The 15,018-nt window shown below is 53.2% G+C and carries 13 protein-coding genes; 1 reads left to right on the forward strand and 12 read right to left on the reverse strand.

The genetic code is table 11. The features are described from left to right. Window positions 1-189 precede the first annotated feature (189 nt). Window positions 190-1,083 carry a tRNA (adenosine(37)-N6)-dimethylallyltransferase MiaA gene (miaA, locus tag JYE50_RS07090; RefSeq protein ID WP_084096812.1) on the forward strand — a complete coding sequence of 298 codons (894 nt, stop codon included), beginning with the start codon at window positions 190-192 and terminating at the stop codon, window positions 1,081-1,083. Window positions 1,084-1,397: 314 nt separating this feature from the next. On the opposite strand, the gene JYE50_RS07095 is transcribed toward miaA, so the two are convergent. The 12 genes from JYE50_RS07095 to JYE50_RS07150 all read right to left on the reverse strand — a co-directional run bounded on the left by JYE50_RS07095 (window position 1,398) and on the right by JYE50_RS07150 (window position 15,017). Continuing rightward, the gene (locus JYE50_RS07095) at window positions 1,398-2,093 is read right to left on the reverse strand and encodes a zinc-ribbon domain-containing protein (protein ID WP_084096811.1); all 696 of its coding nucleotides are present in this window, start codon (window positions 2,091-2,093) and stop codon (window positions 1,398-1,400) included. A 116-nt stretch (window positions 2,094-2,209) separates the two neighbouring features. Further along, a complete protein-coding gene (locus JYE50_RS07100; RefSeq protein WP_084096810.1) occupies window positions 2,210-3,379 on the reverse strand; it encodes an ABC transporter permease subunit in 1,170 nt (389 codons plus the stop codon). A gap of 18 nt (window positions 3,380-3,397) precedes the next feature. Further along, the gene (locus tag JYE50_RS07105; protein WP_283399248.1) at window positions 3,398-4,624 is read right to left on the reverse strand and encodes an ABC transporter permease subunit; all 1,227 of its coding nucleotides are present in this window, start codon (window positions 4,622-4,624) and stop codon (window positions 3,398-3,400) included. Window positions 4,625-4,626: 2 nt separating this feature from the next. Beyond that, complete coding sequence (mmsA, locus tag JYE50_RS07110; protein ID WP_084096809.1) at window positions 4,627-6,171, reverse strand: multiple monosaccharide ABC transporter ATP-binding protein; 1,545 nt, start codon at window positions 6,169-6,171, stop codon at window positions 4,627-4,629. Between the two features lie 143 nt (window positions 6,172-6,314). Next, the gene (locus JYE50_RS07115) at window positions 6,315-7,385 is read right to left on the reverse strand and encodes a substrate-binding domain-containing protein (protein ID WP_084096808.1); all 1,071 of its coding nucleotides are present in this window, start codon (window positions 7,383-7,385) and stop codon (window positions 6,315-6,317) included. A gap of 168 nt (window positions 7,386-7,553) precedes the next feature. Continuing rightward, a complete protein-coding gene (locus JYE50_RS07120) occupies window positions 7,554-7,838 on the reverse strand; it encodes a hypothetical protein (protein WP_084096807.1) in 285 nt (94 codons plus the stop codon). Window positions 7,839-8,209: 371 nt separating this feature from the next. Continuing rightward, the gene (locus JYE50_RS07125; RefSeq protein ID WP_084096806.1) at window positions 8,210-8,455 is read right to left on the reverse strand and encodes a hypothetical protein; all 246 of its coding nucleotides are present in this window, start codon (window positions 8,453-8,455) and stop codon (window positions 8,210-8,212) included. Window positions 8,456-8,460: 5 nt separating this feature from the next. Then, window positions 8,461-9,477: an ABC transporter permease subunit gene (locus tag JYE50_RS07130; RefSeq protein WP_084096805.1), complete on the reverse strand. Its 1,017-nt coding sequence runs from the start codon at window positions 9,475-9,477 to the stop codon at window positions 8,461-8,463. A gap of 17 nt (window positions 9,478-9,494) precedes the next feature. After that, on the reverse strand, window positions 9,495-11,006 hold the full coding sequence (locus tag JYE50_RS07135; RefSeq protein WP_084096804.1) for a sugar ABC transporter ATP-binding protein: 1,512 nt from the start codon (window positions 11,004-11,006) through the stop codon (window positions 9,495-9,497). A gap of 178 nt (window positions 11,007-11,184) precedes the next feature. Next, window positions 11,185-12,201 carry a galactose ABC transporter substrate-binding protein gene (locus JYE50_RS07140; protein WP_084096803.1) on the reverse strand — a complete coding sequence of 339 codons (1,017 nt, stop codon included), beginning with the start codon at window positions 12,199-12,201 and terminating at the stop codon, window positions 11,185-11,187. A gap of 330 nt (window positions 12,202-12,531) precedes the next feature. Then, window positions 12,532-13,503 carry an ABC transporter permease gene (locus JYE50_RS07145; protein WP_084096802.1) on the reverse strand — a complete coding sequence of 324 codons (972 nt, stop codon included), beginning with the start codon at window positions 13,501-13,503 and terminating at the stop codon, window positions 12,532-12,534. A 14-nt stretch (window positions 13,504-13,517) separates the two neighbouring features. Next, complete coding sequence (locus JYE50_RS07150; RefSeq protein ID WP_084096801.1) at window positions 13,518-15,017, reverse strand: sugar ABC transporter ATP-binding protein; 1,500 nt, start codon at window positions 15,015-15,017, stop codon at window positions 13,518-13,520. Window position 15,018: the final 1 nt, after the last annotated feature.

Consider the following 15,018-nt stretch of genomic DNA (forward strand, 5'->3'; position numbering starts at 1 on the left):
TAACCAATCCGTGCTTTATGTCAAGTCTTTTTTTGCCGGGATGCCTTTATTTTGTGCCGTTTGGGGCGTTTTAAGCACAAAATGTGCCAGTTTTTTGTGACATAGTCTCATTTTGATGCCCTTGCGCGGCTGAAACCCCTGTGATATCATCTTTTCGGGCCTTCCTGAAGGCCGGAAGGAGTGGGAAAAATGCTTCCGAAAATGATCGTGATTGAGGGGACGAACGCCTCCGGGAAAAGCTCCCTGGGGGTTCAGCTGGCTGCCCGTTTCGGAGGCGAAATCATATCCGCTGATTCCCGCCAGGTCTTCCGTCGGTTGGACCTCGGTTCCGGTAAGATCACCCCGGAAGAGATGAACGGCGTTCCCCATCATCTGCTGGATGTACGTGATCCAGGTCAATTCTTTTCCATGGCAGATTTCCAGCGCCTGTCCTATGAAGCAATCGATGATATCCTGTCCCGTGGCCGTGTGCCCTTCCTGGTCGGCGGTACAGGCCTGTATGTGGATGCTGTTGCGGATGGTTATGAGCTGAGTGACAAAGCGCCGGACCAGGCGCTCCGTGCTCATTTGGAAACCTTTGAAACCCCTGAACTGTATGAAATGCTGAAACAGAAGCTGCCAGATACGGATATCGACCCAAAGAACCGTCACCGGGTCATGCGCGCCCTGGAAAAGCTGGAAGCGGATGACTACCGTCCCGCCGGCAAAAGCCCCCGCTATGAGCTTCTGAAGCTCGGTGTCACCTGGCCCCGGGAGATCCTGAAGCATCGGATCGACGAGCGGCTGGAAAAGCGCCTGCAGGAAGGCATGGTGGAAGAGGTCAAAGCCCTGCTGGATGAGGGTGTCAGTGAGACCTTTATGGTCAAACTCGGCCTGGAATACAAATACCTGACCTGGTATCTGACCGGTAAAATCGGTTATGAACAGATGAAGGAAGAGCTCGCCGCCTCGATCAAAAAGTTCGCCAAGCGCCAGATGACCTGGTTCCGCCGTGATCCCCGCGTCCACTGGCTGGATATGGCAAATGATCCGGTCACCGAAGCCTCTTCCCTGATCGAAACGTTCCTAAACTTATCACGCTAAACTCCTTACTCTTCACTTATCGCTCATCATTGTGTAAGCCGCAAAGATATATAGACCGTTCTGTCTCCTTGTGTCATCCTGAGCGGAGCCTGCGGCGGAGTCGAAGGATCTCCCACGGATTCAGAGCGAAACAACTTCATCCGAAAGCACACTGCCCAAGTGTCATTTCGACCAAGCATCAGCGCGTGGAGAAATCTCCGCCGAAGGACGCATATAATCAATAAAACTCCTGCGGTTCGCAGGAGTTTTTCCCACCATTGTTCATTGTTAATTGTTCATTGTTCATTGTTCATTGTATCTGGATGAGAGCTGAATCATTGATTCAGCCTCTCATCCAGATACTCTGTCTTCCCGCCCGTCCTGGCGGCATACCCCTGGTACAGCGCTTTCCACAGCTGCTCCCGCTGTTCCGGCAGCAGATTCTCGTCTTCCTGAATCCGCCCGATCATTTCCGCCACAGGCACAGCAAGTTTTTTCTCCTTGTTTCGTTCGAGCTGGAACCCGAAGATATTCCCCATCACCTGGTTGTTTCCTTCCAGGAACAGTTCCACATATTCCCGGCAGAGACGCTGCAGATACTCGTTCTGCTTTTCCTCCGGATTATCAAACCGGTTCAGGCACCTTTTCAGTTCAGGCGCGTCAAACAGGCAGCTGCGCATCTTGTCCTTCTTCTCTCTGGAAAAATCCTTCGGCTTCCTGTAGAACTCCAGCGCCCAGCACTTAATGACGGAGAAATCAAAAACGCGGCCGCGCGTCTTTTCCTCTTCCCCGACAAACAGCATCTCCCATTCGATCTCCCGGTTTCCGGGGCAGGCATCCAGCCCTTTCTGCAGGATCTTCTTCCGTTCCGGATAGCTGGTCACAGCCCTGGCTTTCCGGATCCACTGTTCCGCTTCCTCATTCTGAGGTTCTGTTGTGCTCTTTATTTCCAGCTTCGTACCGCAGTAAGGGCAGAAAGCCATGTCTTCGCCTTCAATGGTTTTGCCGCATTGTCCGCAGATGATACTCATATTTTCACCTCGTCCGGTTTTTTGATTCCTCTGTACAAGCATATGCCATCCTGCCGGAAAAAGCAATAAAAAACGGAAGAGCAGCCGCTCTTCCGTTTTGTGTACTCAACAGTCTGTCAGCTCTGCTTTTTCTTGGAAAGAATATCGAACACCACAGCAGCCAGCAGCACGAAGCCTTTGACCACACGCTGATAGTTCGCATCCAGGCTGATCTGGAACATGCCCAGGTTGATCACGCCGATCAGCGTAGCGCCGATCACCATACCCAGGATGGAACCTGCACCGCCGCTGGCGGAAACGCCGCCCACCACGCAGGCGGAAATGGCGTCCATTTCGAAGTTTTTACCTGCGTTTGCGTTGGCAGCGGTAAACCGGGCAATAACGGTCATGGCAGATATGGATGTCAGAACCGCCATATTCAGGTAGGCTAGGAACATAATCCGCTTGGTGTTCACACCGGATAGACGGGCTGCCTCAATGTTACCGCCCACCACATAAAAGTGACGGCCAATGGTGGTTTTACTGGTAATGAAGGAGTAGATCAGCACAATACCTGCCACCCACAGCAATACGGTAGGAATGCCACCGGCCAGGGACAGCTTGTACATCACAAGCAGAATCACAGCTGCGCCAATGCCGCTCTTGGCAACCGCAGCACCCATGGAATCCGCTTCATAGCCTTTTTTCAGCCGTACCGCTCGGTTCCTGAATACCAGAAACACAACCAGTGCTGCCGCAACAATACCGAGAACTATGCAGGGAATATTCATTACTCCTTCGGGCGTCTTAAAAATGACACGCGAAAATACATTCAGGAAACTGTCCGGGAACGGTCCGATCGAACCTGTGGGGGAATTCGCGCGCAGGATAGCGGTGCCCAGTCCGCGGAATGCCAGATAACCAGCCAGGGTCGCGATCCACGGCGGAACATGCACATAAGCTACCAGTGCGCCTAATCCGCAGCCATATACTATACCAATCAGCAGTACTACCAGGAGCGAAACACCGGTTCCCCATCCCTGAATCACCATCAGCACACCGCTGATCGCGCCCAACAGGCACACGAAAGCACCACAGGAAAGGTCGATGTTGCCGCCGGTCAGCATACACATCAGCATACCGCAGCCAAGAATATAAACATAGGCATTCTGGCTGATCAAAGCATTAAAGCTTGTCGGCCTGAAGATACCGCCTCCGGTCAAAACCATAAAGAACAGATATACAAGGACCAGGACGACGAGCATGGCATTCTTTTTCAGGGTAGATACAATTGCTTTTTTATCCATCGTTGTCATCCTCCTTCCTTACCGCTTCTGCCGCTTGCTCAGCACGTCAAACATAACGGCCACAAGCAGCACGATTCCTTTAACAACTTTCTGGTAGTTGGAATCAACGCCCAGGATACCCATACCCTGGTTGATCACACCCATCAGCACAGCACCGATAATCATACCGGATACCTTGCCGATGCCGCCGTACGCGGAAGCGCCACCGATAAAGCATGAGGCAATAGCATCCATCTCATAGCCTTCACCATAGGTGGGATCAATGCCTCTCGCCCGGGCAGCTGTCAGGATACCAGCCAGTCCGGCCATCAGGCCGATGCTGGCATAAGCAAACCAGAAAACATTACGGGTCTTGACACCGGACAGCGCTGTTGCCTTTTCATTGCCGCCCACCGCATACAGATGACGTCCGATAGCAGTCCGGGTGGTAATATATTGATAGACACCGAGCACCAGGCAGATCCAGATCATCACAGTAGGGATACCTCTGTGACTGGCCAGCTTCAGCGTCAGCCAGATGATGACCGCGGAGATCAGAACAGTGGTGATCGCCATGCCGATAATGGACTGATGGATCTGCAGTTTCTTCTGGATATGGATTTTCCTGATCGTCATCAGGATATAGATGACAACTGCCAGGCCGCCCACCACAAGGCAAGTGATGTTAGGCTTTCCGTTGGCAAGTCCGAACAACTGACGAAGATAATCCGGCACATAGCAGCCAGCGCCGCCCCCAAACAGATCCAGGAAGCTCTGATTCGTGATGGATACCTGATAACCACCCAGCACCACATTGGAGAAGCCGCGGAAGGCATACATACCGGACAGCGTGGCAATAAATGCGGGAACATGCAGTTTTGCAATCCAGAAGCCCTGGAAAGTGCCTACCGCCAGGCCGATTGCCAACATGGCAAGCACTGCAATCCACATGTTCACGCCCGACTGCATCATAACAGTACCAACTGCGGCAGCAAAGCAAACCACTGAACCGACAGACAGGTCGATGTTACCGCCGGTCAGGATGCACAGCAGCATACCGGCTGCAAGCACGAATACGTAAGCATTCTGCGCGATCAGGTTGTTGATATTGGCGGGAAGCAGGGTTTTGCCGCCGGTTCGCAGTGCGAAGAACGCTGCCACCAGAACCAGGGCAAGCACCATCGTGTACTTCTGGAAAAACTCGCCCACCTTGTACTTCTGCGTAAGTTCCCTCAAACTCGGGGCTTTTTTGACATTTTCACTCATCTTTATTCACCCCTTCCGGATTTAAGGATCACAGCCATGATGCTCTCCTGCGTTGCTTCGGATCCCTTCATCTCGCCGACCATCTTGCCTTCGTTCATGATGTAGATCCGGTCGCACAGGCCCAGCACCTCCGGCAGTTCGGAGGAAATCATCACCACGGATTTACCTGCGGCAGCCAGATCGTTGATGATGCAGTAGATTTCATACTTGGCGCCCACGTCGATACCGCGGGTCGGCTCGTCCAGCAGCATGATATCCGGTTCCGCAAACATCCACTTGGCAAGCAGCACCTTCTGCTGGTTACCGCCGGAAAGATTGCCCACCAGCTGTTCCACGGAAGGAGTCTTGATCTTCAGCTTGTCCCGGTATTCCTCTGCAACAGCGTATTCCTTATCGCCGTCAATCACTGTATGGCTGGAGATAGCGTCCAGATGAGCCAGGGAAGTGTTGACTTTGATGGACTGACTCAGCACCAGGCCGTTGCCCTTCCGGTCTTCAGTAACATAGGCGATTTTGTGCTTGATGGCGTCTGCTTCACTCTTCTTCAGCTTCACCGGTTTTCCGTCAATCTTCAGTTCGCCGGAGAAGTTTGTGCCGTAGCTCTGGCCGAAAATACTCATGGCCAGCTCCGTCCGTCCGGCGCCCATCAGGCCGTAAATTCCGACAACTTCGCCCTTGCGGACATACATGGATACGTCGTCAACCACTTTGCGTTCCGGATACAGCGGATGATGAACGGTCCAGTGATCCACTTCCATCTGGATATCGCCGATTTCCACGTTATCCCGTTTCGGGAAACGGTTGGTAATCTCGCGGCCGACCATGCCTTTGATAATCCGTTCTTCGGAAACCTGTTCGGTACCGCGGTTGTCGATGGTTTCAATGGTGGCACCGTCACGGACCACCGTTATCGTATCCGCGACATAAGCGACCTCGTTGAGTTTGTGAGAGATGATGATCATCGTCATCCCTTGCTTTTTGAACTCCAGCATGAGATCCAGCAGTGCGCGGGAATCTTCTTCGTTCAGAGAGGATGTGGGCTCATCCAGAATCAGCAGTCGCGCTTTCTTCGCAAGCGCCTTGGCAATTTCAACCAGCTGCTGTTTGCCGGTGCCGATGGTTTTGACCTGAACCTTGGAACTTTCGGAAAGTCCGACCATTCTCAGGTACTTATCAGCTTCAGCGTAGGTGGTGTTCCAGTCAATCGCGTATTTATGGCCGCATTCATTGCCCAGGTACATGTTTTCACCGATCGTCATTTCCGGAACCAGTGCCAGTTCCTGATGGATGATGACGATGCCCAGTTTTTCGGAATCCTTGATATTATGGAATTCGCAGACTTTTCCATCGTAGATGATATCCCCTTCGTATGTTCCGTAGGGATAGATGCCGCTCAGCACGTTCATCAGGGTGGATTTTCCGGCGCCGTTTTCACCGACCAGCGCATGAATTTCTCCCTCTTCAACCTGAAAATTCACGTTATCCAGTGCTTTTACGCCCGGGAAAGTCTTCGTGATATTCTTCATTTCAAGCAATATCTTTGCCATGGCTCTCCTCCAGCTTTCCTCTCAGACCGCCCCGCGGTCTGTAGGACGTATGAATTGGATTGGAAATCAGTAATTGTCTTTCTCCTTAAACGATGCAGGCGGGCTGGGGCCCGCCTGCATCTTAAGTCATGATACGGGGTTAATTATTCGGGAAGCTTGTCGACATGGCCGTCATCCAGCAGGATGTAATAGCCGGAGTCGATCAGCAGTTCCTTGTAGTTCTCCGCAGTGCCGATAACAGGATCGCACAGGAAGGAAGGAACGACCTTCTTGCCGTTGTCATAGGTCTTCTCGTCGTTCACGTCAACTTTTTCGCCACTCAGGATCTGGCCAACCATCTTCACGACCTGGGCAGCCAGGGTGCGGGTGTCTTTGAACACGGACATAGCCTGCTTGCCATCGATCATGTTGTTGGTGTTGGTAACGTCGCAGTCCTGACCGGTGATGATCGGCCAGCCATAGGAAGCGATGTCATAGTTGGCTTCCAGAGCGTTGGTCACGCCCAGAGCGGTGGAGTCGTTGGAGCACAGCCAGGCATCCAGCTTGGTGCCGTCGGCATAGTAGGAAGACAGAATGTTCTCAGCACGAGCCTGAGCGGTGTCCGGCTTCCATTCGGGGGTAGCAACCTTTTCGAACTCAGTCTGTCCGGAGGTCACAACCAGCTTGCCGGATTCAATATAGGGCTTCAGCACGGACATAGCGCCATCGAAGAAGAAGCCCGCATTGTTGTCACCGGGGTCACCGGCGGTGAACTCAATCACGAAGGGGCCTTCAGCTTCGTCCAGTTTCAGAGCATCCTTCACGTAGGTGCCCTGAATGACACCGACCTTGAAGTTGTCGAAAGTAGCATAGTAGTCAACAGCTTCGCTGTCCATCAGCAGACGGTCATAAGCGATAACTTTGACGCCCTTTTCAGCGGCCTTGTCCAGAGCGGCGCCCAGGGACTTACCTTCGATAGCAGCGATAACGACCACGGCGCAGCCGTTGTCGATCATGGTCTCAACCTGAGCCAGCTGCTGCTGGGGGTCATTGGAGGCGAACTGCAGTTCGACTTCGTAGCCAGCTTCCTTCAGTTTGGCTTCCATGTTGGCGCCATCCTGATTCCAGCGCTGCAGGTCTTTGGTCGGCATGGACACGCCAACCTTTTCAGCCAGAGCGGAGGCAACGGACATAACCATTACCAGAGCGAGTACCAGAGCAAGAATCTTCTTCATAGTAGGGGTACACTCCTTTTTTTATTTTTTCCCGGATTGTTCATCCGGAAATGAACTGACCATATTTTACACTTTTGGGTATCGTTTGTAAATAGCTTTTCAGAAAAATCGGAAACGATACCGAAAGAAAACAATCCTTATTCTACGGGGCTTTTCGCGCAAACGATTTCACGTTTCCGGAGGCTCTTCCTCATTTTTTGCTTTGCCTTCCCCGGACTCAATATCGACCGGATTCTGATCCTGGTCTTCCCTGCCCTTTTTCCAGATTTTCCAGGCAAAAACCAGAAGTGAAATACCTGCCGCGGCGAAGAATACGATCGCCAGGATCTGAACAACACGGGGCATGGTAGTCGGCGCATTGTCGATCAGGCTCTTCAGCAGCTCATAAGCCAGATAGAGCACATAGCCGCCGGCTATGGCGATCAGGGATGATCTCCCCGTATTCTGGTTCATTTTGGTTCACCTCTGTCTGCAGGGTATCCCGGTCGGTTTACCTTGTTTTCTTCCGAAGTGTAAAAGCTCTTACGTAATTGTACCTTATGGATGTATAAGATACGCTTTTGACTGTCATATCGGATTGTAGCATACATCCGGCAGTAATTCCACCTGTTTGGACAAGTGCGAATGATTTCGAACTTTTACCGAATAGAATCGAAGTGTACCGTTTGAGAAGATCCGATTCCTGCCCCGGGCATAAAAAGTGGCTTCCTTCTATATAAGAAGGAAGCCGGAGGAGAAATATGGAAGAGATTGATCACTTCATAGCCTTCAGTGCCTTGCGGTCAATGGTCCTTGCAGTGAAGGCATGAAAATCATCGGATTCTTTACAGTTTGAACACGCCTGTGGCTTCCAGGATGATCAGGATGACCACAATGGCCAGCAGTGCGGATACGCCCCAGATGATCCTGTCCATCGTTTTCACGCTGACGTTGATCCGGTCATACCAGGATTCCTTCTTATCCTTCAAAGCCTGGGAAAAGAAACTCAGTTCCTTTTCCCGCTTCGCCAGGTTCTTTTCCCGTTCTTCCAGCGCTTTTTCCCGCTGTTCGAGTTCTTTTTCCTTATCCATAAGCCTTACTTCTTCGCAATATACTTGCGGATATCCAGGGATACAGCCAGCACGATGACCAGGCCCTGCACCACATAGTTGTAATACGGATTGACGCCCAGGAACTGCAGGATGATCTTCAGCAGTTCGAACACCAGTACGCCAATCAGGATGCCGGGCACCGTACCGATGCCGCCTGTTGTGGAAACGCCGCCGATGGTACAACCCGCGATGGCTTCCAGTTCATAGCCCTGACCCATGGAAGCGGACGCACCGCCGGACTTGGCCGCCAGCAGGTAACCGGCTACAGCGTACATGATGCCCGCCGTGGTATAGATCCGCATCAGTGTCCGGGTGGTGTTCACGCCGGAAACCTCCGCCGCCACGTCGTTGCCGCCAATGGCGTACATGTATTTGCCGAACCGCATCTTATTGTAGATAAACCAGAAGATCAGGCCAAACACCGCTGCCACAAACAGCAGGTACGGCAGGTGGAATCCCCGCACGTTGCCGATACGGCCGTTGATCAGGGTGGTATAGATCTTCTGGAATCCGCCGATAGGCTGGGCATCAGAAATCACCAGGGAGATACCGTAGATAATCGTCTGGGTGCCCAGGGTGGCGATGAAGGGCGGTACGTGCAGCTTGGTCACGATAAAACCGTTGATCAGGCCCCAAATCACGCCGAAGACAACCACCACCAGGAAGACCAGGCCGATGTTCATTTCCGGCAGGAACTTCCACAGGCGTCCGTTATAGTCACCGCGCTGGCACATAATGCCGGCGATGACCGCCGCGAAACCGACCTGGCGTCCGGCGGACAGGTCCGTACCTTTGGTGATCAGGCATCCGGAAACGCCCAGGGCAATCAGAAACCGGATGGCTGTATTGCTGAGCAAGTTTGTAAGGTTGCCCCAGGAAAAGAAGTTCTCCACCGAGCAGCCCACCACGATTGCCGCGATCAGCAGCAGGAAGACGATGGGATTCCGGGTGACAACCTTTACCAGTCTCTCTCCGAAACTGAGCTGTTTTTTAGCTTCCATCTTGTTTGCCTCCTTGATTATTCAAACTGCGTCGCGTAAGTCATGATGCTTTCCTGCGTTGCCTGGCTTCCTTCCACGAAACCGGTCACGCGGCCGTCGCACATCACCATGATCCTGTCCGACATACCGATCAGCTCGCCCATTTCGGAAGAGATCATGATAATGCTCTTTCCTTCTTTGGCCAGTTCCGCGATGATGCAGTAGATTTCGTACTTGGCTCCGACGTCAATACCGCGGGTCGGCTCATCCAGGATCAGCACGTCCGGATTGTTGGCCAGCCAGCGTCCCACCAGCACCTTCTGCTGATTACCGCCGGAAAGGGATTTGATCTGCGTTTTTGAGGACGGCGTTTTGATATTCATCTTCTTAACGTTGTCCTGAACCAGCTGTTCCACCTTTTTGCCGTTGATGAAATAGCCGTAGTCCAGATACTGGTTCAGCGAGGAGATGGAAATATTGTCCGCCACGCTCAGCACGCCCATGATGCCGCTGCCGCGCCGGTCTTCCGTCAGCATCGCAATCCCCTGGTCAATGGCATCCTTCGGCCGGTTGATCGTCAGTTCCTCGCCTTTATAGAAGATCTGGCCGGTCGTGTGGGAACGGATACCGAACAGGCCTTCCATCAGCTCTGTCCGCTGGGCGCCCACCAGGCCGCCTACGCCGAGGATTTCGCCTTTGCGCAGCTGGAAGCTGACGTTCCGGAAAGACCGCGGATTGATGGAGGTAAAATCCTTCACCTCAAACACCACTTCTCCGGGAACATTTTCCCGTTTCGGATACAGGTTGGTCAGTTCCCGGCCCACCATCAGGGTAATGATCTTATCTGTAGTCAGTTCACTGGCTTCCCAGGTACCGATGTATTTACCATCCCGCATGATGCTGACTTCATCGGCAATGCGGAGGATTTCATCCATCTTGTGGGAGATATATACGATGGCGACGTTTTCCGCCTTCAGGTCCTCGATAATCCGGAACAGGGCATCCACCTCGTTGGCTGTCAGGGAGGAGGTGGGCTCGTCCAGAATCAGCACCCGACAGTTGGCTGATACCGCTTTGGCAATTTCCACAGACTGCATCTGGGAAACGCTCAGCTCGCCCACCTTCTGCTTCGGGTCGAAGTGCATCCGGACCTTCTTCAGCAGGTCCTCCGTGTCTGCGTACATCTTGGCGTGGTCCACCATCGGAATAAAGCCCAGAACCTTTTTCATGGGATACCGTCCCAGGAAAATGTTCTCCCCGACCGTCCGGGCAGGAATGGGCTGCAGTTCCTGGTGCACCATGGCAATTCCCTTCTTCAGGGCGTCCATGGGATCGCTGATCGTCACAGGCTCCCCGTCCATCAGGATCTGTCCTTCATCCATCTTGTAGATTCCGAACATACACTTCATCAGGGTGGATTTGCCGGCGCCGTTTTCGCCCATCAGAGCGTGTACCTTGCCTGGCCGGAGCTTCAGCTGTACATTGTCCAGCGCCTTAACGCCCGGGAAAGACTTGCTGACGCCTGTCATTTCCAGCACGTATTCGGACATGAGGGCATGCCTCCTCTCATCTTGTTCTGTTCAGTGCCCTTTGATCCGGGTCCGGCCCCCGGCACGGATCAAAAGGCGCTTTTGTTCACTATAGTCTGATTATACTCCGAAAAGGTGGGTGAGCCAATAGCCGGCTCACCCACCTGCGAATCATTTACTGATCTGCTTCAGCGGATGATCAATAGTTAGCTTCCGCATAGGCCTTGTCGACCTTCACGTAGTTAACCCAGTAGTAGTTCTGGATTTCTTCGCCGTTCAGCAGCTGCACAGCAACGTCAACCGCAGCATGGCTCTGGCCGATGTGGTCGTTCAGCACGGTACCGGTCATGTTGCCTTCCTTGATCAGGTCGATGGCTTCGGGCAGTGCGTCAACACCCACCAGGTAGATGTCCTCGCCTACTTTGCGGCCTGCAGCCTCAATGGCGGTCTGGGCGCCCAGCGCCATACCGTCGTTGTTGCAGAACACAACTTCAACCTTGTCGCCGTACTTGCTCAGTGCATTCGCGCACAGTTCCTGGCCCTTGGTCTGGTCCCAGTTACCAACCTGGTCATCCAGGCATTCCACTTCGATGCCGGCGTCGGTCAGCGCCTTCACGGAGAACTCGGTACGATACTGAGCGTCGATGTTTTCCGGATCGCCTTCGATCATGATGTAGGAAACCTTTCCGTCGCCGTTGATGTCGCCCTTGTTGTCCAGAGCGGCGATCATTTCACCCTGGTAGGTACCGGACTGACGGGCGTCAGCGCCAACGTAGCAGACCTGGGGATTGTTCAGGATGCCTTCGTACTGCTCATCCAGCGTGTTGCCGTCAGCGTCATAGGCCAGGGGCTCACGGTTGATCAGCACCAGCGGGATACCGGCAGCCACGATTTCATCGATAACAGCGTCCGCGGAGGAGGTCTGCACCAGGTTCAGGATGATCACATCCATGCCCTGGGTGATGAAGTTACGGATCTGGTTGGTCTGTTCAGCCATGTCGTTCTTGCCGTCCGCCATGGTGATTTCATACTTCACTTCGTCGGTCTCGAGGGACTTGAAGTATGCTTCGATTTCGTTCCTGTACAGGGTCATGAAGTTGTCAGTGTACTGATAGATGGAAACACCGACTTTGTAGGTCTTGGTGTCAGCGGATGCGAGGCTGAAGCAGCCCAGCACGAGGATGGCAGCCAACAGGGTAGCGAGAATCTTCTTCATAATACCGTCTCCTTAAAAAGTGTTTTATTGTTCATGCGGATCCACCGCATTGAAACCCGTTTGAACAGTATGTATCGTAGCATACATTTTGGTCGAAAATCTACCGTTTTGAACAAGTGGGAATGAATTTGAACTTTGACCAAATAAAAACGAATCGTTTCCTTTTTTTTGCCAAATTGTATGTACCTGATTGCCTTCTGCGTTAACTGTTTGTAACGTATTCATAAAGCGCAACGTTATATGTAACTGTTGGTTCTGTTGGTTTTTTCAGATTAAAAAACGCTTCCCCTCGCGAACGGGAGGAAGCTGAGAAGGAGGAAAAACGTGCCGTTATTTGATAACCTTCAGGGCCTTGCGGTCAATGGTCAGGGCCACAAAGATCAGGAAGACGATACCCTTGATCAGCTGCTGCACCTGGGGCTCATAGCCCAGGATGGACAGTCCGCTGTTCAGGATCGCGTACATCAGTGTACCGATAATGATATTGGAAAAACGCACCTTCGCGCCGCCGGTGATGGGCAATCCGCCCAGCACCAGGGAGATCAGGATCTGGGTTTCCAGCTGATTACCGGCTGTCGATGTAATGGAGCCGACCTTGATCACGTTGACGAACGCGGCCAGGCCGGTCAGGGCACCTGCTGCCACAAAGGCCAGGAACTTCACCCGTCCGGTCCGCACGCCGGAAAACCGGGCTGCCGTTTCACCGGAACCCACGGCCTTCACGTCATTGCCGATCCGGGTGAACTTGAACAGGAAGAAGGCCACAGCCAGCACCACCAGCGTAATGGTGATCTTCAGAGAGTCCTGGTCCAGCGCCTTGATGGCGTTGCTGGCAGGAACGGCCGTTTCCGTCGTGAAGTAGGCACAGACGCCGCGGAACAGGTACATCGTACAGATCGTAACGATAAAGCTCGGAAGCCGGAACTTCACATGGAAGAAACCGTTGATCGCTCCGATGGCTGCGCCTGTCAGGATTCCGCCCGCAATCGCCAGGGGAATACTATAGAAGGAAAGTACACTGACCACGATGGATGCCACGCCCAGCGTGGAACCCTCTGTAAAGTCAATGGAGCCGAGCGTCATGATGAAGAACACGCCCGTTGCCACGATCGTGGGATAATAAATCTGAGAAAACAGCAGCCTCAGTTTCTTCGGCGTCAGGATCTTGCCGTTTGTCATGATATGCATCACAAGGATGATGATCACGAATCCGATCAGCGGAAGGGCTGCCTTGAACCGGTCTCCGGTCAGGAAAGAACGGAGCCTGGACTCTTCATGGGATGCATTTTGTTTCTTTTCCATTGTCTCCGCCTCCTTTACACCATTTTCGCGATCAGGTCTTCTTCGCCCAGTTCCGGACTCCGGGTGAATTCGCCGTTGATCCTGCCGTCTTTCATTATGAAGATCCGGTCAGCCATACCCAGCAGTTCAGGAATTTCCTCGCTGATCATGATGATCGCTTTTCCCTGCTCCCTCAGTTCAGCCATCAGGGCGTAGATCGCCTGCTTGACCTTCACGTCGATACCGCGGGTCGGGGAATCCAGCACGAGGATATCGCTGCCCTTGCCCAGCCAGCGGGCCAGGACCACTTTCTGCTTGTTGCCGCCGGAAAGGTCGGATACAAACTGTCCCACGTTCTGCATCTTGGTCTGCATGTTTTTCGCCTGCTCGTCCGCGAAACGGTTCAGCTTCCAGCCGTTCAGCAGGCCATGGGTGGCCAGGTCATCCAGGGAAGGCAGCACAATGTTGTTCCGGATGGATTCATTCAGGATGATGGATTCATTGTCCCTGTCCTTGGAGGCGTAGGCAATGGAGTGTTTGATAGCGGTCGGAATATCGTTGATCTCCGTTCCGTCAGCCAGTCTGACCGTTCCTCCCCTGTCCCAGGAAGCTCCGAAGATCGCCTTGCCAACCTCATGCATTCCGCACTCGGACAGTCCGCCGAATCCCAGGATCTCTCCCCTGTGCAGGACAAAGCTGATGTCATTGAGTTCGCCGGGAACGGTCACATTTTCAACGGAAAGAACAGCCTCGCCGTCTATCTCCTGGCCGTAGTCAGTCCGGTAATAGGCAGTACCGATCTCCCGGCCGACCATCAGGCGCTTCAGGTCATCTTCCGTCACGTCCTGTGAGTTGACTGTTCCGATAAACTCACCGTCCCGGAGAACGGAAACCGTATCCGTGTGGGCAAGCACCTCACCCAGGTCATGGCTGATGAAGATAACCGTGCGTCCATCCGCCCGGACAGCGTCCATGATCTTGTACAGTTCAAGACGGCCGTTCTGGCTCAGGGCCGTGGTGGTTTCGTCGATCACGAGGATCTTGGGTTTCATATAGGTAGCTTTGACAATCTCCACCAGTTTCCGGTCTTCGAAATTATAGTGGTCGATCATCGCGCCGGCCTTGATCCGTCCGAATCCATAGGAATCAAGAAGCTCCTGTGCTTCCCTGTTCATGGCCCGGCTGTCCTTCACGCCCATATGCACAAAGGGTTCCTCATGGCCCAGGTAGATGTTTTCAGCCACTGTCAGTCCGGACAGCGTGCCCATTTCCTGTACGATGATGGAGATGCCGGCGTTGTTCGCGTCCACCTGGTTGCGGATATGCAGCTGTTCTCCGTCCAGGGTGAACGTGCCCCCGCCGATGGAATAAATGCCGCACAGCATCTGGCAGAACGTGCTCTTGCCCGAGCCGTTCTCACCGATCAGTCCGCGGATCTCGCCGGCAGCGATCTCAAGGGATACATTGTTAACCGCATGGGTGATACCGAAGCGCTTATCAATGCCTTCGGCCACCAGTAACGTTCTCTTTTCCATG

The organism is Aristaeella lactis (genome assembly GCF_018118585.1).
Lineage (GTDB): Bacteria > Bacillota > Clostridia > Christensenellales > Aristaeellaceae > Aristaeella > Aristaeella lactis.